Annotated in this window: 12 protein-coding genes and 5 pseudogenes; 7 read left to right on the forward strand and 10 right to left on the reverse strand. The window is 36.3% G+C overall.

Annotated elements, in window-relative coordinates:
• Positions 1 to 136 precede the first annotated feature (136 nt).
• Together aspS and NL281_RS06965 are read left to right on the forward strand one after the other, a co-directional pair.
• On the forward strand, positions 137 to 1,939 hold the full coding sequence (gene aspS, locus NL281_RS06960; RefSeq protein ID WP_253303746.1) for an aspartate--tRNA ligase: 1,803 nt from the start codon (positions 137 to 139) through the stop codon (positions 1,937 to 1,939).
• 61 nt (positions 1,940 to 2,000) lie between these two features.
• Positions 2,001 to 3,263: an MFS transporter gene (locus NL281_RS06965; RefSeq protein ID WP_253303232.1), complete on the forward strand. Its 1,263-nt coding sequence runs from the start codon at positions 2,001 to 2,003 to the stop codon at positions 3,261 to 3,263.
• Positions 3,264 to 3,270: 7 nt separating this feature from the next.
• On the opposite strand, the gene NL281_RS06970 is transcribed toward NL281_RS06965, so the two are convergent.
• Positions 3,271 to 4,194: an RluA family pseudouridine synthase gene (locus NL281_RS06970; protein WP_253303233.1), complete on the reverse strand. Its 924-nt coding sequence runs from the start codon at positions 4,192 to 4,194 to the stop codon at positions 3,271 to 3,273.
• 408 nt (positions 4,195 to 4,602) lie between these two features.
• Complete coding sequence (gene pdhA, locus NL281_RS06975) at positions 4,603 to 5,583, reverse strand: pyruvate dehydrogenase (acetyl-transferring) E1 component subunit alpha (RefSeq protein ID WP_253303234.1); 981 nt, start codon at positions 5,581 to 5,583, stop codon at positions 4,603 to 4,605.
• A gap of 55 nt (positions 5,584 to 5,638) precedes the next feature.
• Here pdhA and hemJ point away from each other — a divergent pair, with 55 nt between their 5' ends.
• The 4 genes and pseudogenes from hemJ (at position 5,639) to NL281_RS06995 (ending at position 10,621) form a co-directional block, all read left to right on the forward strand.
• A complete protein-coding gene (hemJ, locus tag NL281_RS06980; protein WP_010082641.1) occupies positions 5,639 to 6,067 on the forward strand; it encodes a protoporphyrinogen oxidase HemJ in 429 nt (142 codons plus the stop codon).
• Between the two features lie 906 nt (positions 6,068 to 6,973).
• A pseudogene (gene ltrA / locus NL281_RS09325) lies at positions 6,974 to 8,071 on the forward strand (group II intron reverse transcriptase/maturase).
• Positions 8,072 to 8,177: 106 nt separating this feature from the next.
• Positions 8,178 to 9,407 (forward strand): annotated as a pseudogene (locus NL281_RS06990) (IS4 family transposase).
• Positions 9,408 to 9,532: 125 nt separating this feature from the next.
• Complete coding sequence (locus NL281_RS06995) at positions 9,533 to 10,621, forward strand: IS481 family transposase (protein WP_253303703.1); 1,089 nt, start codon at positions 9,533 to 9,535, stop codon at positions 10,619 to 10,621.
• Between the two features lie 10 nt (positions 10,622 to 10,631).
• Here the strand turns inward: NL281_RS06995 and NL281_RS07000 are convergent, their stop codons facing one another.
• From NL281_RS07000 to murG, 6 genes and pseudogenes are all read right to left on the reverse strand, one after another.
• The gene (locus tag NL281_RS07000; RefSeq protein WP_253303235.1) at positions 10,632 to 11,024 is read right to left on the reverse strand and encodes a reverse transcriptase domain-containing protein; all 393 of its coding nucleotides are present in this window, start codon (positions 11,022 to 11,024) and stop codon (positions 10,632 to 10,634) included.
• A 674-nt stretch (positions 11,025 to 11,698) separates the two neighbouring features.
• Complete coding sequence (locus NL281_RS07005) at positions 11,699 to 12,568, reverse strand: IS982 family transposase (protein ID WP_253303228.1); 870 nt, start codon at positions 12,566 to 12,568, stop codon at positions 11,699 to 11,701.
• A 321-nt stretch (positions 12,569 to 12,889) separates the two neighbouring features.
• Complete coding sequence (locus tag NL281_RS07010) at positions 12,890 to 14,803, reverse strand: ATP-dependent helicase (RefSeq protein ID WP_253303236.1); 1,914 nt, start codon at positions 14,801 to 14,803, stop codon at positions 12,890 to 12,892.
• A gap of 228 nt (positions 14,804 to 15,031) precedes the next feature.
• Positions 15,032 to 16,269, reverse strand: a pseudogene (locus NL281_RS07015) (IS4 family transposase).
• A 106-nt stretch (positions 16,270 to 16,375) separates the two neighbouring features.
• Positions 16,376 to 17,473 (reverse strand): annotated as a pseudogene (ltrA, locus tag NL281_RS09330) (group II intron reverse transcriptase/maturase).
• A gap of 852 nt (positions 17,474 to 18,325) precedes the next feature.
• Positions 18,326 to 19,363: an undecaprenyldiphospho-muramoylpentapeptide beta-N-acetylglucosaminyltransferase gene (gene murG, locus NL281_RS07030; RefSeq protein ID WP_253303237.1), complete on the reverse strand. Its 1,038-nt coding sequence runs from the start codon at positions 19,361 to 19,363 to the stop codon at positions 18,326 to 18,328.
• Positions 19,364 to 19,432: 69 nt separating this feature from the next.
• Between murG and NL281_RS07035 the strand changes: the two genes are divergently transcribed.
• Positions 19,433 to 19,825 (forward strand): hypothetical protein, encoded by a 393-nt coding sequence (locus NL281_RS07035; RefSeq protein WP_006279962.1) that lies wholly within the window; start codon positions 19,433 to 19,435, stop codon positions 19,823 to 19,825.
• 5 nt (positions 19,826 to 19,830) lie between these two features.
• Here NL281_RS07035 and lpdA read toward each other — a convergent pair whose 3' ends face one another.
• Together lpdA and NL281_RS09335 are read right to left on the reverse strand one after the other, a co-directional pair.
• Positions 19,831 to 21,204 (reverse strand): dihydrolipoyl dehydrogenase, encoded by a 1,374-nt coding sequence (lpdA, locus tag NL281_RS07040; RefSeq protein WP_151807945.1) that lies wholly within the window; start codon positions 21,202 to 21,204, stop codon positions 19,831 to 19,833.
• 75 nt (positions 21,205 to 21,279) lie between these two features.
• Positions 21,280 to 22,193: pseudogene (locus NL281_RS09335) on the reverse strand (IS110 family transposase).
• Positions 22,194 to 22,803 lie beyond the last annotated feature (610 nt).

Raw genomic sequence — 22,803 nt, forward strand, 5'->3', positions numbered from 1 at the left:
CAATTTTTTTGCGGGTAAAGACAATATAAAAGCAGTACTGCTCTATTTCGAAAATTGCGCAAATATCTGACGAACGGGCTTGTATGTAATAAGGTTTATTTCTATACTTCTTAAAGAATTTAGAAGTAAAACAAATATGAACTGCTATAAAACTCATACGTGCAATGAACTGAGGAAGAACGACGTAGAAAAGGAAGTTACCCTTTCTGGATGGTTATATCGTAAGCGCGACCATGGTAACCTAATTTTTGTTGATTTAAGAGACTTCTACGGAATCACTCAGCTAGTATTTAATAATGACAAAGACTTTTTTGATGAGATATCAAATTTAAAATTGGAGAGTGTAATTACTGTTACAGGAATAGTTGAAGCTAGAACTGAAGATACGGTAAACAGCTCTATTTCTACCGGAGAAATCGAGGTGATAGTCAACAATTTGCGCGTTGAGTCGGAAGTTGAGTTCCACTTTGATGAAGAAATAGCAAAAGAAGAAAGAAGTATATTGGCAAGCATTACCGGCGAGCAAGAATACCCAGAAAACATGAGATTTAAATATCGATTTCTTGACTTAAGACGTGAAAAAGTCCGCAACAATATTATTTTGCGCTCACAAATTATTGCAGAGCTCCGCAAGCTCATGATAGAGCGAGGATTTTTAGAGATTCAAACTCCAATACTCACTGCTTCCTCTCCTGAAGGAGCACGCGACTACCTAGTGCCAAGCAGGCTAAATCCTGGCAAGTTCTATGCATTGCCACAAGCTCCGCAGATTTTCAAACAGTTGCTCATGGTTTCAGGGTTTGATAAATATTTCCAAATTGCACCGTGTTTTCGTGATGAAGACGCAAGGGCTGACCGTTCTCCGGGAGAGTTTTATCAGCTAGATCTTGAAATGTCTTTTGTAACTCAAGAAGACATCTTTCAGATTATTGAGTCTACCTTATATAGAGTGTTTGCTAAATTTTCTCGTAAGTCTGTTGATAAAGATTTTCCACGTATTACATATAAAGAAGCAATGCTTAAATATGGTTCTGATAAGCCAGATCTGCGCAATCCACTATTAATCAGCGATGTTACAGAAATTTTTCGTGATTCAGGGTTCAATATTTTCAAAAGCAATATTGAGCGTGGTATGGTAGTGAGAGCCATCCCTGCACCTAAAACAGCAGAGGAACCACGCAGCTTCTTTGATAAAAAGATAGAACATGCGCAAAAAGAATTCGGTGCTAAGGGTCTCGGATATATAACGTTTGATAAAGATGGAACTGCGAAAGGCCCAATTGCTAAATTTCTTGATGAAAATAGGCTAAACCACATAAGAGAAGCAACAAACATAGAGCCAGGAGATAGTGTATTTTTTGCTTCTGACAAAGAGAATGAGACGGCAAACATTGCAGGAAAAGTACGCACTCTTTTAGGGTCAGAACTCAGTCTTATAGATGATAATATCTTCAAGTTTTGTTGGATCATTGATTTTCCATATTTTGTATATGACGATAAAAGTAAAAAAATAGATTTCTTTCATAACCCATTCTCCATGCCACACGGTGGTCTGAAAGATTTAGAGGACAAAAATCCACTGGATATCCTTGCTTACCAATATGATCTTGTTTGCAATGGAATAGAACTGTCAAGTGGGGCGATTCGTAATAACAAACTGGATATCATGTATAAAGCTTTTGCCATTGCAGGTTATAGCCGGGGAGAAGTTGATACAAGATTCGGTGCACTTGTACGTGCATTCAGATTTGGTGTTCCTCCTCATGGTGGAATAGCACCAGGAGTTGATAGAATAGTTATGCTGCTTGCTGATGAGCCAAATATTCGTGAAGTAATCTGTTTTCCTATGAACCAGCAAGGTGAAGATGTTCTAATGGGTGCTCCTTCCAAGGTGGAGGATAAGCATTTACGTGAATTATCCTTGAAGGTTATTGAATGAAAAATTTTATAGCAAGGAGCACCGGTTAATGATATATTAGGTTATGTTAAATTGAAAGACCATGAATAATATCCAAAAAGCAATACTATCGGGCATGATCTGTAACATGATTGTGTGGTATGAACTCACTCTTTTTGGAGTATTAACAGATACAATCATCAACGTTTTTTTCCCATCAGAAGATCATTATTTGAGTACACTCAAATTCCTTGGTGTTTTTGCAATTGGTTTTGCGTTTAGACCAATTGGTGCAGTAATTTTTGGTTATATGGGAGATAAGTATGGCAGAAGAAAGACTTTACTTACTTCAGTAATATTAATTTCAATATCATCCACAATTATGGGAATTATACCTGGGTATAAAGAAATAGGGTTGCTTTCACCTGTATTGCTTGTGTTTTGTAGAATAGTGCAAGGAATAACTGCAGGAGGTGAAACAAGCATTAATACAGCATTTACGATAGAGCATTCAAAAGATAAAAAAAATCTAGGTTTCTTAGGAAGTATGAAGCCCTTTAGCGGAGCCCTTGGAACGCTCTTATGCATAATAATGATATTTATCTGCAAAAGAGTTACAGGTGAGAACTATGAAATATGGGGATGGAAGTTGCTTTTTTATTTTTGCTTTTTTTTGGGGACAATAGGTTTTTTAACTAGGTACATATTAAAAGAAAGCTTAGCATATAAAACTAATAAGTACGCTAATAATTTAGCACATTCACCATTGTTAGAACTAGTAAGAAACTATAAAAGACCGCTTATTATTTCAATCAATCTGGGAATTGCTCAGAATGCAATTGTCTACGCAGCAATAATGTTTTATAATATATCAATAAAAGAGCTAGTTATTTTATCTATTAGTGTTAAAGATTTAATGAGGATAGTAATACAGGTTGTATTTGCAGCATCTGCGGTACTTTTTGCAATTTTATCTGATAAAGTTGGAAGAAAACGCGTAATGATTCCTGTACTGATTATGCTATCTCTGATTGGTACATGTGTATTACCATTATTATCTTCCGTTAACCACTATGTCGTAATAATAACTTACTTATTGATTACTATACCAGTAGGTGCATCTTTTGGAATATATGGCTCTGTTATTTGTGAACTGTTTCCAACAAAAGTAAGATGCACTGGCGTAAGCTTAGCAAATAATATATCTGCAGGAATTTTTGGTGGCCTTTCTCCATACATATGCATGTGGCTTATAGAAAAAACCGAAACAAAACTTGCAGCAGGCATTTATCTTACTGCCTGCGCATTAATTAGCCTAATATCTGTGCTTCAAATTAAAGCCAAAGACAGAAAAGTTGATTGGTGAAATCGTTTCAGTCGAAAAATAGCGCTTCAATGGATTTTTCGATGTGTTTAGTGATAGGAGCGGTGATAGTGATTTCTTTATTGTTTGGCAGTTTTAAAGATAAAGAATGCGAATGAAGGTGAATTTTATTTGCTATCCCATCAATAAAAGCTTTTTTACCACCATATTTACCGTCACCAAGAATAGGGCAATTTATATGAGCTAAATGTGCACGTAACTGATGGGTTCTGCCGGTAATTGGTTGTAATTTTAAATAAGCAACATTGTGTTTGGATTTTGCTATAATTGAAAAATGCGTAGTGGCATTCTGAGGTGAATTTTCATCAATGACCACTTTTTCTTGACCTGAAACATATTTTTTCACCAATGGATAGTCTATTGTTCCACTATCCTTGCTCGGTATGCCAGAAGTTAATGCTAAATAAGTTTTTTTTACTCTTCGTCCTTTAAATTCTTCCATAAGGTATCTGGCAACATTAGCGTTGCGTGCGAATATTATCACTCCACTCGTATCTCTATCTAGCCTATGGACAATTTTAAATGTTTCTCCCTCTCTTATTTGGTCAAGCAAATCACTCATGCTAATCTTTACTTTTACGCCACCTTGAACGATGACCCCTGCGGGTTTGTTTATAGCTAGTATATATTCGTCTTCATATAATATGTTCTCTCTTAGTAGATTCACTAACTTTTCATTATATTTGCGATCAGAATTAGCGTTTTCAATATAATTCAAGTGCTTCAGCGTTATAGTTTGCCCAGAATTTACTCTATCACTGGACTTTGCTTTGCAATCATCAACTTTGATTAATCCTTTCCTTAAAGATTTTTCAATTACAGATTGCTTTAGATCAGGAAAGATTCTTCTGATGTACCTATCCAGCCTAACGTTATCGTCTTCTATTAATATGGTTTTTATACTTTGTAGCATTCCATTATTTATAATGAATATCTAGTGAAATGTCAATTATTGGTGTCATTCCAGTGTCAAGCACTGGAATGACACCGAAGGGGCTACTGCCGTCATAAAGGAACCAGTGTCAGCTACTCGGATGACAGGAGAAGGAGACTACTGAGATGACAGCTAGCCTGACAACCGTCATCCCGTTGCTTGTTAGCGGGATCTAGAGATACCGCGAATGAATCGCGGTATGACGGTTCGCGGCGGCATGACGTAGAGCTTGCGTTAGCTATACTTTTATACTCACCAACTCAGCTGGATCCAAGTAGTCAGAGCACTGGGATGACAAAAAAAGGAGGGCACTTGGATGACGGGAGAAGGAGCTATTTGGATGACATCGTTTACTATACAATGTTTGTACAGTTCTGGATAAAAAAATTAGCTAACAAATTTATAAACATCAGTATACAGCTCATCAACGCTTGGTTCTTTACTATTTTTGGCAAAATCTTCCGACTTTTTTACTAAATCACGTATTTCCTTATCAATTACTTTGCACTCTTCTTCTGAAGCCATTTTATTATCTGTCATGTATTTCTTTAAAGTGCTTATAGGGTCATGATTTTGCTTCATATCTTCAACTTCTTCTTTTAAGCGATAAGTAGCAGGATCTGACATTGAGTGACCGCGATATCGATATGTCTTCATTTCAAGCAGGATAGGCCCTTTTCCGCTGCGTGTGTGTTCCGCTGCTTCGCTTGTAGCCTCATAAACAGAGAAAAAATCCATTCCATCAACTTGTTTTCCAGGAATACCAAAACTTTCTCCTCTTTTATATAACTCTGTTACTAAAGTTGATCTTTGCACGGAGGTTCCCATTGCGTATTCATTATTTTCTATGATGTAAACCACAGGCAACTCCCACAAAGATGCCATATTAAACGATTCATATACTTGTCCTTGATTTGCAGCACCGTCGCCAAAATATGTAAATACCACATTATCTTTTTTCTTATATTTATTAGCAAATGCTATTCCTGTGCCAATTGGAACTTGTGCTCCCACTATTCCATGCCCGCCGAAGAATTTTTTTTCAACGTCAAATACGTGCATCGAACCACCTTTACCTTTCGAGCATCCTGTTTCTTTGCCGGTAAGCTCTGCCATTACAACATTTGGATCAGAATCACATGCGAACATTAAGCCATGGTCTCTATAACTTGTGATAAAAGCGTCACCTAATTTTGATGCAGCTTGAGTTCCAACTGCAACTGCTTCTTGTCCTATTGATAGGTGACAGAACCCGCCTATTAATCCCATCCCATATAATTGTCCTGCTTTTTCCTCAAATCTGCGTATGAGTAGCATTTTCCTGTAGAATCCAATTATCTGTTCTTTAGTGAAATTTTCTGCTTTCATATCGATTTCTTTTTCATTAAACTAACACAATACCAGGAATTTTAAATTTTTGCTAATGAACTATTACCACTGGCTTGAGGCTTTTCATGTTATCTCTGTTATCATGTGGATGGCAGGTATGCTTTATTTACCCAGGCTTTATGTCTACCATGCAACTGTAAAACCGGGATCGGAAAATGATAGCTTGCTTCAAACAATGGAAAAGAGGCTACTTAGATATATCATAAACCCTGCAATGCTTTTCTCACTTGGTCTTGGAATTACACTAATGGTTATTAGGGAAGCATATCGTGAAGGATGGTTTCATGTAAAAGCATTTGCAATACTTTTGATGTTAATTATTCATATGCTACTTGCAAAATATAGGAAAAATTTTGCAATGGGTTCGAATAAGAAGTCACATATTTATTTTCGCGTTTTAAATGAAGCAGTTACAGTATTGATAATAGTTATAGTTATTATGGTTGTTGTAAAACCTTTTTGACTGACCTTACCCAAAAAAAGCAGAAAGCTCGTATCTGTTCAGACAATGGCGTCAACTTAAGGAAAAATATCAGCGATAGTGTATAAAATTTCTCTCTAAAACTTTTACCATTAAATTATCCAGAAGCCGCAGGAAACAGCACTTTTGTTTCTATTTTATTTCAACAAAGAAGTTTAAAATGTGTCCTTTTTAGGTGAAACATGCGTGCGCCAAGCAAAGTGCGTAAAGTCCAGTTGGTGAAAATCCAACCCAGGCAAAGCCTAGCCAGCAGGCTGGAACAAACCACTATGCTGCGTAAGGTAACGAGCGTAGTAAAGCTAGTGGAATGGACAACACAGGGTACAACGAAAGTGAAGGTATTGAGTCCCGAAATTCTCGATGTCATAGAGGTCGACACGTTGCATATAGTGGAAGACAGCAAGAAGGGTAACAATAGGGCAAGTTATCACTCACTCTATCGGGATCTGAGGCCGTATCACGTGTTGAGATGGAGTTTACGTAAACTTGGGAGATCCTTTGTATTCCTATTAAGGTACGTTGGAACAAGTCAACAAAGGCGAGTACTGACGGAAGATATAAAGGAAGTCGGACTGATTGATAGTACTCAGAGTGTGGGAAAGCCACATACAAGGGGAAGCGGTCAGCAATATAGTGACTGGTTTAGGAATTGCTATGCCAATACAACGGAGGTTGGAATAACGTGCAAAGAAAACTAAATCAGATAGCAGTAAGAGCCAGGCAAGATAAACGATTGAAATTTAATCGTTAATTCATCTGATAAACGCAGAGAATCTTGCTGAATGTTATAAAGAGCTAAAGCATAACAAAGCATGCGGTATAGACCAGGTGACAGTAGAAGCTTATGGAGAAAATCTTGAAGAGAAGCTCAACACTCTGGTGGATAGTATGAAAAGAAAGCGATATCAACCGCAACCAGTGAAAAGAGTATATATACCAAAAGCTGGAAGCAAAGAGAAACGCGGGCTTGGAGTACCGTCTACAGAAGATAAGTTAGTCCAGATAATGCTGAAGAAGATATTAGAAAATATTTATGAAGCTAACTTTCTGGATAACTCATATGGTTTTCGTCCTGGTAGAAGCTGTCATCAAGCGGTAAATGCACTAAATAAAGCAGTTATGTACAGACCAACTAACTATGTAGTAGAAGTTGATATCAAGAAATTCTTTGATAATGTCCAGCACAAATGGCTAATGAGATGCTTGAGAGAACGGATAACAGACCCAAACATACTGTGGTTAGTAAAACGATTTCTTAAGGCAGGAGTAGTCGAAGCAGGACATTATGAAGCAACTGAACTAGGCACACCTCAGGGGGGAATAGTAAGTCCTATACTAGCTAATATATAGTTGCATTATGTGCTGGATTTGTGGTTTGAAAAGAAATTCAAGCTAAGATCTAAAGGTTATATGGAGCTAGTTAGGTATGCAGACGATCACCTGATTTGCTGCGAAAGAGAAAAAGATGCTAGAGAACTCTTAGAGTCACTGAAACAAAGGCTAGGAAAATTTGGACTGGAAATATCTGAAGACAAAACAAGAATAGTAAAGTTTGGCAAAAAGGAGTGGCAACAAGGAATAAGGGAGAAACGAAAAACGGAAAGTTTCAACTTTCTAGGATTCACCCATTATGGTACAAGGAGTCGTAAAGGTAGAGTAATGGTAGGTCATAAAACCTCGAAAGAAAATCTATCTAGAAAACTTAAAGAAATCAAAGAATGGGTGAAAAAGATCCGAAATAAAGTTCACCTTAAAGATTGGTGGTCAATACTTAAAGCAAAACTAACAGGACACTATAACTACTTCGGAGTTAGCGGAAATTACCGGTGGTTGAATAAATTCTTCTGGCGGGTAATCAAGCTAGCGTATAAATGGATAAACCGACGTAGTCAGAAGAAGAGTATGAATTCAAAGCAATTTATACACTATCTACAAGTTAATCCATTACCAAAACCAAGAATATGCTACTCATTATATACAAAATAGGAAATGCTGTGAATACTACATTGTGGAGCCGTGTGCGGGAAAGCTGCAAGCACGGTTCTGGTGGGGGAGTCATAGCGATAAAACTTAATCAGGAGGATTTAAAACTATGACTTCTACCAAACAAAAAGGAAAAAATTTTATTCTACAAATTAAAAATATAATATACTCGAAAGCTTTTCAGAGAATCCATTGTGTTGAGTTTTACACGAACAAGAAAACTTCCTTTTTCGGCAGTATTTTCTATGATTTTAAAGTTAGTTAAAAAAAGTTTGGGAATAGAATGTGAACTTATGGAGCCATTGACATGTACCCTCAAAGCAAGCTTTTTCTAAAGCAAGATATAAGATTTGCCATACAGGCTTTCAAGAATTTAAGCATCCAAACAGCCTATCAGGATGAACCTGAGTTGGAGAGGCTATAGACTTATTGCAGCAGATGGTTCTGGTATGAGATTACCCAGCTCTGAGGAAATTGTATCCGAGTTTGGCCGCTTTAAACCAAATGGAACAACAGGCACAATGCCACCATTGGCAATTTGTTTGTTGATTTGTGTACTTCGCTGATTTGTAGTGCTCGTCTTGCGGCTTGGAATATAGGTGAACAAACGTTGGCGGAAGAGCAATTACCCGAAGTTATCACTCAAATGCGTTCATTAAATCAAAAGAAATTATTATTTATCTATGATCGTCTTCAGTAAAATTCATTCAGCAGCATTATGATTTGGAAGTAGATTTTATTTTTCGCTTGCAAAAAAGAAATTATAGCAAGCTATGGGAACGCTGGCGAATTAGATTTCGATTTTATATTAGAAAATGAAAAGCTAAAAAATAAAATGAAAGGACAGAAAGTAAGAGTTATAGTGCTGACATTAGCCAACTGAGAAACAGAGGTATTGATTACTTCACTTTTTGACCGAGTAAAATTTATTTTGGAAGATATCAGCAAAGCTTATGTGTTAAGGTGGCATATAGAGGAGTGCTATAAACGACTCAAAATAGGTGCAGAATTAGAGAATTTTTCTGGCGTAAATTTAGAGGCTGTATTACAAGAATTTTGGGCAAACTTAGTCATGTGTAATATATTGTCGCTTCATATGTGTGATGCACAAGGGCCTTGGAATCCAGATCAAATTGCTGAGTATCGTTTAAATTTTTCGGTTTTATTTGGTGTAATGAGGCAGAAACTCTATCAGGTACTTATTGCGCCAAAAAACTTTCAAGCCCTTTTTGATAGAGCAAGTATACGCGCTAAAGTTAAAATCCGACCGGGACGATTGTATAGCCGCGATAAGGTAGATAAGCCTAAACGCCATCATGTCTTTAGGAGAGTTTGCTAATGAAAGTTCTTAAGTTGACGCCATTGTCCGTTCTCTCAAGCATCTCATTAGCTGTATTAAACAAGACTTGATCTGACACTTTAAAAAAGTAAGTTATAAAATAATAAAAGAAAGGAGTGTTAGAAATGAGTACAATACAAACAAAAATACTAAAACCAAAGCTAGGGTTATTAGAACTAGCAAAACAACTAGGAAATGTATCTCAAGCATGCAAAGTGATGGGATACTCAAGAGATACATTTTATCGATTCAAAGAGTTGTACGAAAATGGAGGAGAAGAAGCATTACATGAGATAAGTAAGAAAAAACCTCTATTAGCGAATAGAGTTTCCGACGATATAGAAAGAGCAGCGATTGGTATAGCAACAGAATTTCCAGCATATGGGCAAGAAAGAGCTGCAAATGAACTGAGAAAAAGAGGTATAATAATTTCTCAGGGAGGAGTGAGATCTATATGGCTGAGAAATGATCTTGAAACTTTCAAGAAAAGACTTAAAGCACTGGAAGCAAAAGTAGCTCAAGATGGAATTATATTAACCGAAGAGCAACTTGCAGCTTTAGAAAAAGTTAAAGAACAAAGAGAAGCACATGGTGAAATTGACACCGAACATTCAGGTTATTTGGGTTCTCAAGATACCTATTATGTAGGTAATATAAAAGGTATAGGAAGAATCTACCAGCAGACCTTCATTGATACTTATTCTCGAGTAGCATTTGCCAAGCTTTATACAGACAAAACGGCTATTACTGCTGCTGACTTGCTGAATGATAGAGTGATACCATTTTTTGATGAGCAAAATGTGCCATTATTGCGTATCCTTACAGACCGAGGAACAGAGTATTGTGGTAAGCCTGAAAATCACGCTTATCAGCTTTATTTGGGAATCGAAAATATCGATCATTCTAGGACCAAAGCCAATTCTCCACAGACTAATGGCATATGTGAAAGGTTTCATAGAACTATGCAAGATGAGTGTTACAATATTATCTTCAGAAAGAAAATCTACAATTCTTTGGAAGGTCTACAGATTGATGTTGATTATTGGTTGCGTTCTTACAATGAAACAAGACCGCATTCAGGTAAATATTGCTATGGTAAGACGCCTATGCAGACTTTTCTTGATAGCAAACATGTTGCTTTTCAGAAAAATATTAGTAGCATTACACAAGAGACTGATATTAGTTTTGACTACCTCAATTCTTCTGTCAGTTAATTCTTGTCTGTCAGATTAAGTCTTGTCTTTTACACATTAGCCATTTGTGCTGGACATTATCAAAGAATTTCTTGATATCAACTTCTACTACATAGTTAGTTGGTCTGTACATAACTGCTTTATTTAGTGCATTTACCGCTTGATGACAGCTTCTACCAGGACGAAAACCATATGAGTTATCCAGAAAGTTAGCTTCATAAATATTTTCTAATATCTTCTTCAGCATTATCTGGACTAACTTATCTTCTGTAGACGGTACTCCAAGCCCGCGTTTCTCTTTGCTTCCAGCTTTTGGTATATATACTCTTTTCACTGGTTGCGGTTGATATCGCTTTCTTTTCATACTATCCACCAGAGTGTTGAGCTTCTCTTCAAGATTTTCTCCATAAGCTTCTACTGTCACCTGATCTATACCGCATGCTTTGTTATGCTTTAGCTCTTTATAACATTCAGCAAGATTCTCTGCGTTTATCAGATGAATTAACGATTAAATTTCAATCGTTTATCTTGCCTGGCTCTTACTGCTATCTGATTTAGTTTTCTTTGCACGTTATTCCAACCTCCGTTGTATTGGCATAGCAATTCCTAAACCAGTCACTATATTGCTGACCGCTTCCCCTTGTATGTGGCTTTCCCACACTCTGAGTACTATCAATCAGTCCGACTTCCTTTATATCTTCCGTCAGTACTCGCCTTTGTTGACTTGTTCCAACGTACCTTAATAGGAATACAAAGGATCTCCCAAGTTTACGTAAACTCCATCTCAACACGTGATACGGCCTCAGATCCCGATAGAGTGAGTGATAACTTGCCCTATTGTTACCCTTCTTGCTGTCTTCCACTATATGCAACGTGTCGACCTCTATGACATCGAGAATTTCGGGACTCAATACCTTCACTTTCGTTGTACCCTGTGTTGTCCATTCCACTAGCTTTACTACGCTCGTTACCTTACGCAGCATAGTGGTTTGTTCCAGCCTGCTGGCTAGGCTTTGCCTGGGTTGGATTTTCACCAACTGGACTTTACGCACTTTGCTTGGCGCACGCATGTTTCACCTAAAAAACGCGAATTCTGGACTAAGGAAGGAAGAAAGTATAGGAAATAGAAGGCTTTTTGGATTTGATGGAATAGGAAATGAGAGTAGAAAAGATATGAACCAAAAAATTAACAGGGGATCTATGGCGAGTGTGTTCAATTTCTAGTCTATTTTTTAGGTAACCAAAAACAGTCTCAATGATAGACCTTTTTCTCAGTAAAATCTTCTCATTTAGCGAAATTAATGCATTTTTCATACCTTTTTTCACCTTGGTAACAAGTTTCAAACCTCGGTCAAACAGCTTCTGAAAAAGCTCTTTTGCAATATAACCTTTGTCACCAAACAAAAGGCCGGTTAATTTTCCCGTCAGATTTGGCACAGGTATCCTATCATCAACATTGCCTTTTGTTAGCGTAAGTGCATGAATTTCACCATTTTCATTGATTACCATATGTAATTTGAAACCAAAAAACCAGCCGTAAGTACTCTTGCTTAATTTTGCAATTCCAGCAAAAACTTTGTTTTTGGATATTCTTTTTGCATGACAAACTGCAATGGGAGTTGTGTCTATATATGAAATTCCAGTGTTTTCTGACTGTCCACAAAGCCAATGCAACAACATTGCTAAATGCCACAAAACCCTAGGCTTTAGAGCAACAAACCTGGTATATGAAGGCAACTTTGGAAACTCTGATTTGTAGAGCAACGTTAGGTAATGTAGGTAGAAAGTTTTGAAATTTTTACACGGAGATTGTTGATATAGCAGGATTATTGTCATGATTTCGGAGTGCTCAATTTCCGTTATTCTTGTGGGTTTTTTACCATTTGGCAGTAGTTTACCTGCAAAATTTTTCTCTATATCTCTGCAAAAATCATCGACCAAACAAAACAGTTTTGTTATATCTTCCATGGGTAACCTCATCTATTTTTTTATAACTGCTGAGTTTACCCTGTTTTCTTGCCTTTTCTATTCTCCTTTAATCCAGAATTCGCGTTAAAAAGGACACATTTTAGACTTCTTTGTTGAAATAAAACAGAAACAAAAGTGCTGTTTATTGCACTCTTTGGATAATTTAATGATAAAAAATTTAGAGAGAAATTTTATACACTATCGCTGATATTTTTCCTTAAGTTGACGCCATTGTGTGAACGGTTACAGAATTTTTGCCAGGAGAAACATATAGTTGAAGTAATTCAGATTTGTAAGATATGTTTATCTGCAGTTATAGCTTCAACAGTAGGCGTTACTCTTGATTACCTCAACATTTTCTCTTGGCAATTCTTTAATGAACCGAGAAGTGCGCATTGGTTGCCACTGATTATTGATTTCTCTCCTATCTGCACATGAAATGATTAACCTTTCTTTGGCTCTGGTTATGCCAACATATGCGAGTCTCCTTTCTTCTTCTAAAGCTTTACCACTTTTGTCATCAAAAGATCTTTGATGAGGAAATAATCCCTCTTCCCAACCAGGTAGAAACACGCACGGAAATTCAAGTCCTTTGGCTGCATGAAGAGTCATAACATATACGGTGTCATCGTTATTCATATTATCCACTTCCATCACCAGACTTATATGCTCCAAGAAAGTTGTGGCATTATCGAAATTTTTTAAAGATGAGATGAGCTCTTTGACATTTTCTATTCGTGCTAAGCCTGTTACCTCCTCATTTTCAAGCATTTCAATATATCCTGATTGGTTTGCTATGATTTTAACGAATTCATGCAGTGGTTTTACGCTTACTATTTCTTCCCAAGCTTTAATTTTATTTAAAAAATCGTTGAGTGAGAGTTTAATTCTTTCGGTTACCTGATTACTATTAACTAATATTTTTGCTGCCTCAAAAAAAGAAATTTTGTTATCCTGAGCAGTCGTGTATATTTTCTTTAGAGTTGTAGCTCCTATGCTTCTTTTTGGCCGATTTACTATCCTTTCGAAAGCTAAGTCATCGTTATTGTTTGTAACAAGTCTTAAATATGCAATTATATCCCTGACTTCCTGACGTTCGTAGAATTTTACGCCACTTATAATCTTGTAGGGAATTGAATATTTTATAAAATACTCTTCGAGAACTCTAGTTTGAAAAGTGGCCCTTACCAGCACCGCAATGTCACTAAATCTGTATTTATTGAGCTTTAATATCTGTTCACTTATGAACCTTGCTTCAGCTTTTCCGTCCCATAATTTTATTAGATTTACCTTTTCCCCTTCAATGTTTGTTGTCCACAATTTTTTTTCTAAGCGAGTCTTATTGTGATTGATAACATATGACGCAGTTGCAAGTATGTGGGATGTTGATCTGTAGTTACACTCTAGTTTAACGGTTTTTGCATTTTTAAAATCATCAGAAAACTTTAAAATATTTTCAACTTCTGCACCACGCCAACTATATATCGACTGGTCATCATCTCCTACACAGCAAATATTTGAGTGCTCTTTTGCAAGGTATTTTAGCCAAAGATATTGTATCGCATTTGTATCTTGATATTCATCTACCATGACATATTTAAACTTGTTTTGGTAGTAGGACAGAACTTCGGTCTTTTGATTAAAGAGTTGTATGTTATATAGCAATAAGTCACCAAAATCGACAGAGTTAAGGAATTTCAACCTTTCCTGATATTGGTGATAGACTTTTAGCGCAGTTACGTATACTGGCCTAAATGATTGAATATCTTCCACTTCAGATGGCAACAAACACTTCTCTTTCCATTGCTGAATAATATTCATAATGGTCTTACATTTTTCTGGTAGGTAATCAGGGCTTATTTCATTAATAATATTTTTTATTACCTGTAATTGGTCATCCACACCAATGATTGTAAAATTGGAATTTAGCCCCACGACTTCAGCATGATGACGTAGAATTTTTGCTGCAATTGCATGGAAAGTGCCAAGCCATGGTATGTTTGTGCCTGTTAGCTCAAGTACCCTTGATACCATCTCATTTGCTGCTTTGTTTGTGAATGTAACAGCTAATATTTCATCAGAATAAGCATGACCGTTTCTAATTATGTGCGCTATTCTTGAAGTAATCGTTCTTGTTTTTCCCGTTCCGGCTCCTGCCAATATTAAAACCGGTCCATCTATGTTAGTTACAGCTGATTGTTGTTCTGGATTTAGCAGTGAGAGATAATCGTTCATTGTAGCCCTATAGATTATAACTTCGTAAAGTTAAACCTATGATCGAAATATTGTAAAGGTTTTATTGAATAGAACAGTTAAAGAATGCTTCACTCAAGTACTACATATTTAAATGTAAGGTTTTACATCTATTTTGTTTTAGTAGTTTCAGGTGTATGTCGAGTAACAACAACTTGATTTGAGGTATTGGCACCAGAACTTCCAATGGCGTCAACTTAAGAACTTTCATTAGCAAACTCTCCTAAAGACATGATGGCGTTTGGGCTTATCTACCTTATCGCGGCTATACAATCGTCCTGGTCGGATTTTAACTTTAGCGCGTATACTTGCTCTATCAAAAAGGGCTTGAAAGTTTTTTGGCGCAATAAGTACCTGATAGAGTTTCTGCCTCATTACACCAAATAAAACCGAAAAATTTAAACGATACTTAGCAATTTGATCTGGATTCCAAGGCCCTTGTGCATCACACATATGAAGCGACAATATATTACACATGACTAAGTTTGCCCAAAATTCTTGTAATACAGCCTCTAAATTTACGCCAGAAAAATTCTCTAACTCTGCACCTATTTTGAGTCGTTTATAGCACTCCTCTATATGCCACCTTAATACATAAGCTTTGCTGATATCTTCCAAAGTAAATTTTTCTCGATCAAAAAGTGAAGTAACCAATACCTCTGTTTCTCCGTTGGCTAATGTCAGCACTATTACTCTTACTTTCTGTCCTTTCATTTTATTTTTTAGCTTTTCATTTTCTAATATAAAATCGAAATCTAATTCTCCAGATGCAATTCGTTCCCATAGCTTGCTATAATTTCTTTTTTGCAAGCGAAAAATAAAATCTACTTCCAAATCATAATGCTGCTGAATGAATTTTACTGAAGACGATCATAGATAAATAATAATTTCTTTTGATTTAATGAACGCATTTGAGTGATAACTTCGGGTAATTGCTCTTCCGCCAACGTTTGTTCACCTATATTCCAAGCCGCAAGACGAGCACTACAAATCAGCGAAGTACACAAATCAACAAACAAATTGCCAATGGTGACATTGTGCCTGTTGTTCCATTTGGTTTAAAGCGGCCAAACTCGGATACAATTTCCTCAGAGCTGGGTAATCTCATACCAGAACCATCTGCTGCAATAAGCCTATAGCCTCTCCAACTCAGGCTCATCTTGATAGGCTGTTTGGATGCTTAAATTCTTTAAAACCTGTATGACAAATCTTATATCTTGCTTTAGAAAAAGCTTGCTTTGAGGGTACATGTCAATGGCTCCATAAGTTCACATTCTATTCCCAAACTTTTTTTAACTAACTTTAAAATCATAGAAAATACTGTCGAAAAAGGAAGTTTTCTTGTTCGTGTAAAACTCAACACAATGGATTCTCTGAAAAGCTTTCGAGTATATTATATTTTTAATTTGTAGAATAAGATTTTTTCCTTTTTGTTTGGTAGAAGTCATAGTTTTAAATCCTCCTGATTAAGTTTTATCGCTATGACTCCCCCACCAGAACCGTGCTTGCAGCTTTCCCGCACACGGCTCCACAATGTAGTATTCACAGCATTTCCTATTTTGTATATAATGAGTAGCATATTCTTGGTTTTGGTAATGGATTAACTTGTAGATAGTGTATAAATTGCTTTGAATTCATACTCTTCTTCTGACTACGTCGGTTTATCCATTTATACGCTAGCTTGATTACCCGCCAGAAGAATTTATTCAACCACCGGTAATTTCCGCTAACTCCGAAGTAGTTATAGTGTCCTGTTAGTTTTGCTTTAAGTATTGACCACCAATCTTTAAGGTGAACTTTATTTCGGATCTTTTTCACCCATTCTTTGATTTCTTTAAGTTTTCTAGATAGATTTTCTTTCGAGGTTTTATGACCTACCATTACTCTACCTTTACGACTCCTTGTACCATAATGGGTGAATCCTAGAAAGTTGAAACTTTCCGTTTTTCGTTTCTCCCTTATTCCTTGTTGCCACTCCTTTTTGCCAAACTTTACTATTCTTGTTTTGTCTTCAGATATTTCCAGTCCAAATTTTCCTAGCCTTTGTTTCAGTGACTCTAAGAGTTCTCTAGCATCTTTTTCTCTTTCGCAGCAAATCAGGTGATCGTCTGCATACCTAACTAGCTCCATATAACCTTTAGATCTTAGCTTGAATTTCTTTTCAAACCACAAATCCAGCACATAATGCAACTATATATTAGCTAGTATAGGACTTACTATTCCCCCCTGAGGTGTGCCTAGTTCAGTTGCTTCATAATGTCCTGCTTCGACTACTCCTGCCTTAAGAAATCGTTTTACTAACCACAGTATGTTTGGGTCTGTTATCCGTTCTCTCAAGCATCTCATTAGCCATTTGTGCTGGACATTATCAAAGAATTTCTTGATATCAACTTCTACTACATAGTTAGTTGGTCTGTACATAACTGCTTTATTTAGTGCATTTACCGCTTGATGACAGCTTCTACCAGGACGAAAACCATATGAGTTATCCAGAAAGTTAGCTTCATAAATATTTTCTAATATCTTCTTCAGCATTATCTGGACTAACTTATCTTCTGTAGACGGTACTCCAAGCCCGCGTTTCTCTTTGCTTCCAGCTTTTGGTATATATACTCTTTTCACTGGTTGCGGTTGATATCGCTTTCTTTTCATACTATCCACCAGAGTGTTGAGCTTCTCTTCAAGATTTTCTCCATAAGCTTCTACTGTCACCTGGTCTATACCGCATGCTTTGTTATGCTTTAGCTCTTTATAACATTCAGCAAGATTCTCTGCGTTTATCAGATGAATTAACGATTAAATTTCAATCGTTTATCTTGCCTGGCTCTTACTGCTATCTGATTTAGTTTTCTTTGCACGTTATTCCAACCTCCGTTGTATTGGCATAGCAATTCCTAAACCAGTCACTATATTGCTGACCGCTTCCCCTTGTATGTGGCTTTCCCACACTCTGAGTACTATCAATCAGTCCGACTTCCTTTATATCTTCCGTCAGTACTCGCCTTTGTTGACTTGTTCCAACGTACCTTAATAGGAATACAAAGGATCTCCCAAGTTTACGTAAACTCCATCTCAACACGTGATACGGCCTCAGATCCCGATAGAGTGAGTGATAACTTGCCCTATTGTTACCCTTCTTGCTGTCTTCCACTATATGCAACGTGTCGACCTCTATGACATCGAGAATTTCGGGACTCAATACCTTCACTTTCGTTGTACCCTGTGTTGTCCATTCCACTAGCTTTACTACGCTCGTTACCTTACGCAGCATAGTGGTTTGTTCCAGCCTGCTGGCTAGGCTTTGCCTGGGTTGGATTTTCACCAACTGGACTTTACGCACTTTGCTTGGCGCACGCATGTTTCACCTAAAAAGGACACATTTTAGACTTCTTTGTTGAAATAAAACAGAAACAGAAACAAAAGTGCTGTTTATTGCACTCTTTGGATAATTTAATGATAAAAAATTTAGAGAGAAATTTTATACACTATCGCTGATATTTTTCCTTAAGTTGACGCCATTGTGTGAACAATCACCTTAACAAACTCAGTAGTCCCATTCTTTATCCCTGTTTTTTCTGTACTATTGGTCATATCACGCAATTTTTGAGAATTATTTAATAGATCAAATAGTACCTCTGTTAGGTTTTTTTTTGCTTCACTATTCTGCTCAACTATTATAGCTGCTCTCGAGTCTTCAATATATTTTGCGTTATAAAATTGGTGATTATCTTTTGAGTAAGGGTAAGGAATATATATAGCAGAACGCCTAGCAAGAGTGATCTCTGCTATTGAAGTTGCTCCTGCTCTGCTAATTACCAAGTGAGCATTGGCCAGTCTATTCTCCATATCATCAAAAAATTCACTCAATTCACAATCGATCTTTTCACTTTTGTATAGACTTTTGACCTTGTTTACATTTTTCTTCGTACATTGCTGCGTCACTCTAATTTTCTTTTTCATTTTAATAGGTAAATCACAAATTACGCTGCTTACTACATCATCAAAAAAATTTGCACCTTGGCTGCCTGCTATGACCAATATATTTAGGATTTTCTCAGTGCTAGAATGGCTCTGTGCTTTTATATCAACAAAATTTCCTGTAAAAATACATTTATTGCCCTCTGCATATTTAGTCTCCGGAAAGCTGGTTGCAATTAATTTTGCACTCTTGAAAAAGAATCTATTTACTCTCCCTAAAACTGTGTTTTGTTCATGTAAAATTATAGGTATAGAAAGAACTCTTGCTGCAAGAAGAGTTGGAAAAGAAGCATAGCTACCAAAACCAATGACCGATTTTGGTTTTAATTTTCTTACTTGATACAGTGCTAACATAGAGCTGTATATCAAGAAAAGGAAAAACTTAAATTTGTTGCTGCTTGGTCTACGTAATGGTAAGGTGTAGCTTTCTATGTCGGTATTTTTATTTGTTTTTTTATCAGTGAATAATATGCAATTGTATCCTTGTGTCTTTAGTGCTTTTGCTAAAGCTATGGCCGGAAAGATATGCCCACCTGTGCCACCTGTTGCTAAAATAATATCCATCTGTAAATAATAAATCCTAGATTGTTAACTGTTATTTAACAATTTGCACGTAGAATTTTATTAAGCGTTATGATAGTTGAGTTAAAAATGCCTAAAAGTAATAGTAAAAAAGAACCTAATGAGAAAAATAAACCTCAAGAACAAAGAGAAGGCAGAAGCGGAGGTTTTTTAGAACTGCTAAAAAATATAATAAAAATTCTTTTCAATTCGGTCGTTGACCTACCTGAGCACGAGCAGCATAATAAAATGAAAAGCACTAATCTACAACAAGGTTTGGATACTAAAGGAAAAGGCCCAGAAGATCTTCATCCAAAGGCAAAGCTTGAAGTTAAAGAAGCAGCTAAGGGATTGAAAGAAGAGTTACAGAATTCTGATGCTGGTGGTAATCAATCTATTGAAACTAAAGTGCCTAATCAAACTACTACTCAAGACATTGACAACTCTAAAACGATGGAACGTTAGTTCAACTATTTAACATCTGCAGCAAGCACTGATTCATGTATCATCTCTGAAATGGTTGGATGAGGAAAAATCGTAGATTTTATGTCGAAGTCTGTTCCTTCTAGTTGCTTTGCAAGAGCAAAATTGCTAATTAACTCCGTTACTTCTGCACCTATCATGTGGCTACCCAGAATTTCTCCGGTTTTTTTATCTATAATCGTTTTCACTAACCCTTCAGTTTCACTGAGTGCAACAGACTTACCATTAAAGTTAGAGTGAAATTTTCCTATTTTTATATCATACCCACCTTTTATTGCCTGTTCCTCAGTAAGGCCGATGCTCGCTATTTGTGGATGAGAATAAGTGCAATTTGGTATGCATTCTTTTTTTAACGCATGAGCATTTTTACCAGCAATCTTTTCAATGCAGATCACGGCTTCATGGCTCGCTTTATGTGCTAAACATGGTGGGCCAGCTACATCACCTATTGCATACACATTTGATTCACTAGTTTCATACCATTCATTCGTTTCAATAAAGCCAGAAGGGCTTAATTTAATTTTTGTATTTTCTAAACCTATATTTTCAATATTTGCTTGAATTCCAACCGCAACAATCACCCTCTCAAATTCTTTGCTCTCACCACTACTTAGTAGCACTTGAGCAGAGTCTTTACTTTTAGTAAGAGCTTTTACGCTACTGCTTGTATATATTTCTATCCCCTGTTTTGTGAATATTTCTTGTGCTAAATCTGAAATGTCCTTATCCTCCAGCGGCAAAATAGTGCTCTTTATCTCTATGATTGTTACATCAACACCCAAAGTACTATAAAAACTTGCAAATTCTATTCCAATTGCACCAGACCCTATAATTAGTAGCGATTTTGGTAATCTCTCTGGAGTCATAGCGTGCTGCGCATTCCATATTAAATCTCCATCTGCCTCTATTCCAGGCAGATTCCGTGCCCTCACGCCTGTTGCTAAAATGATATGCTTGGAAACAATTTCTTGTTCTTCCTTATCGCTAACGACTTTTATAGTACCATTGCCTGCAAGTTTACCAAAACCTTGATGAACTTTGATATTATTTTTTTTCATCAAATATGCAACACCGCTTGACAATTTATCAACAACGTTTCTTGAGTATTTCACTATTGATTGTATATCAAAATTCGCTCCCTTTACTTCTATACCAAACTCTTTTGATCTTTTTATTAGCCTATAAACCTCAGATGCTCTAAGCAGTGATTTTGTTGGTATACATCCCCAATTTAAGCATATACCGCCTAAATTTTTTTCTTTTTCCACAATTGCAGTTTTAAACCCAAGCTGTGCCGCCCTAATTGCCGCTATATAACCACCAGGACCGCTACCTATAACCGTAATATCATACTCATTCATCAGTTTTCTTCGTATTCAAAAAGATTATATATAACAGATGGAACCCATACAATCAATGGTCTGTCATCTACCGTCTTAAGAGTCAAGATAAAAGTTGTTATTTTTTATCATGGCATTTAAACAAACGATAATTTTTCTCATGACAGCAACTAATGCAACCTTAGCAGCTTTGCCAGAATCAACCAAACGCTGATAAAACGCTTTCATTTTTCTGTTGTGGCGCATAGCAACAAGAGCTGACATGTATAGTGCTTTCCTTGCATAAAACCTGCCTCCTTTGATTTGAGCTTTGCCAACTTTTCTTCCACTTTCACTAGTTTTAGGTGCAACTCCAACTAAGCATGCAATTTCTCTATTCTCTAATCTACCAAGCTCAGGCACCTCTGTCAGTAGAACGCTCGCCGTCTTTGATCCAATACCTTTATAGCTGATTAAAAGCTCATTTTTTCCTTTCAATTCAGCTATTGCGTCTTCTATGTCTTGCCTAATTTCTTTCAATTGTTTTTCAGCAAACCCTATCTGTCTTTCTATGTATTCTCTAGCTTTTCCCGTCGCACTTTGCAGGCGACACTTGTTTGCATGAATTGCATCATTTAAATTACGCTCAATTGCCCCCAGCTCCTTTAATTCCTCTTGCTTTTGTGAAATTATACATCCTTTTACTTCACCGTCTTTACTGACAAATTCAGCGTATTTTTCCAGTAATTTAGCATCTAACTTGTCAGTTTTTGCAAAATGATTGCAAGCTTTGGCAAATGCATATACCCGATTCGGGTGAGCTTTATGGACAGTTATCTTGCAACAATTTTATAATGAGCTTTTCATAGCCACCAGCTTACACATAACTTGATGGGTAAATCGACTATATTTGTTTCTATAAACTTAGATATAGCATCACTCACGTTTGCTATGCGCTTATGCTTGCCATTAATTGAGATGTCCAATGCTTCCTTGGAAACATCTACTCCCATGAAAATTATTCTAGCCATTTTTGTACCTATAAATATAATCAAACAATAATGCAAAATGCTGTATACAGGATTGTAATTCGATCTTTTAGATCCACCTACCGTTCGTACTACATTTTGCTTTAAGCCTTACTATTACCCACAAATAAAAACATAGTATTGTATTTACTCAAATAATTTAATTTTATTAACCTGAAAGCTTATTAGATTAAAATTATTAAACTAAGAGTTATAATTTTAGCAACTAAAAGCTGTAAATTGCACCATATAAACAGTTATTTCAAGCAAAAGTTATGCCATTAAGAGCTATGCAACAAACATTTATATTTGTGGGTAATAGTAAGATCTAAATCCGATAGAGCATTGTTGGCACACCATCAAAAGTCGCCTCAGACCTCTAATGCATCAATGTACAAACTTACACCTTTTAGTTGGTAATACCATTTTAGACGTTTATCATTCGTTTTAGAAAATACTATAGTAGCGGAATGACGAATTTTTGTTTTTCAAATTGTCAGTAAATCTAAGTCAGTTTAGCTATATAAAACATAGTATAAAAAGAGCTATTTTAGCAAAATTTTAAACAAATAAAGTTAATTACTTCACAATTGATACCTTACGAGAAAAGCAC

Source organism: Wolbachia endosymbiont of Phyllotreta cruciferae (genome assembly GCF_918697765.1).
GTDB lineage: Bacteria > Pseudomonadota > Alphaproteobacteria > Rickettsiales > Anaplasmataceae > Wolbachia > Wolbachia pipientis.

Excerpts from the sequence above, each read along its gene's own strand:
- aspS (WP_253303746.1), top strand. The coding sequence starts at position 137 with ATGAACTGCTATAAAACTCATACGTGCAATGAACTGAGGAAGAACGAC.
- NL281_RS06965 (WP_253303232.1), top strand. The coding sequence starts at position 2,001 with ATGAATAATATCCAAAAAGCAATACTATCGGGCATGATCTGTAACATG.
- NL281_RS06970 (WP_253303233.1), bottom strand. The coding sequence starts at position 4,194 with ATGCTACAAAGTATAAAAACCATATTAATAGAAGACGATAACGTTAGG.
- pdhA (WP_253303234.1), bottom strand. The coding sequence starts at position 5,583 with ATGAAAGCAGAAAATTTCACTAAAGAACAGATAATTGGATTCTACAGG.
- hemJ (WP_010082641.1), top strand. The coding sequence starts at position 5,639 with ATGAACTATTACCACTGGCTTGAGGCTTTTCATGTTATCTCTGTTATC.
- NL281_RS06995 (WP_253303703.1), top strand. The coding sequence starts at position 9,533 with ATGAGTACAATACAAACAAAAATACTAAAACCAAAGCTAGGGTTATTA.
- NL281_RS07005 (WP_253303228.1), bottom strand. The coding sequence starts at position 12,568 with ATGGAAGATATAACAAAACTGTTTTGTTTGGTCGATGATTTTTGCAGA.
- NL281_RS07010 (WP_253303236.1), bottom strand. The coding sequence starts at position 14,803 with ATGAACGATTATCTCTCACTGCTAAATCCAGAACAACAATCAGCTGTA.
- murG (WP_253303237.1), bottom strand. The coding sequence starts at position 19,363 with ATGGATATTATTTTAGCAACAGGTGGCACAGGTGGGCATATCTTTCCG.
- NL281_RS07035 (WP_006279962.1), top strand. The coding sequence starts at position 19,433 with ATGATAGTTGAGTTAAAAATGCCTAAAAGTAATAGTAAAAAAGAACCT.
- lpdA (WP_151807945.1), bottom strand. The coding sequence starts at position 21,204 with ATGAATGAGTATGATATTACGGTTATAGGTAGCGGTCCTGGTGGTTAT.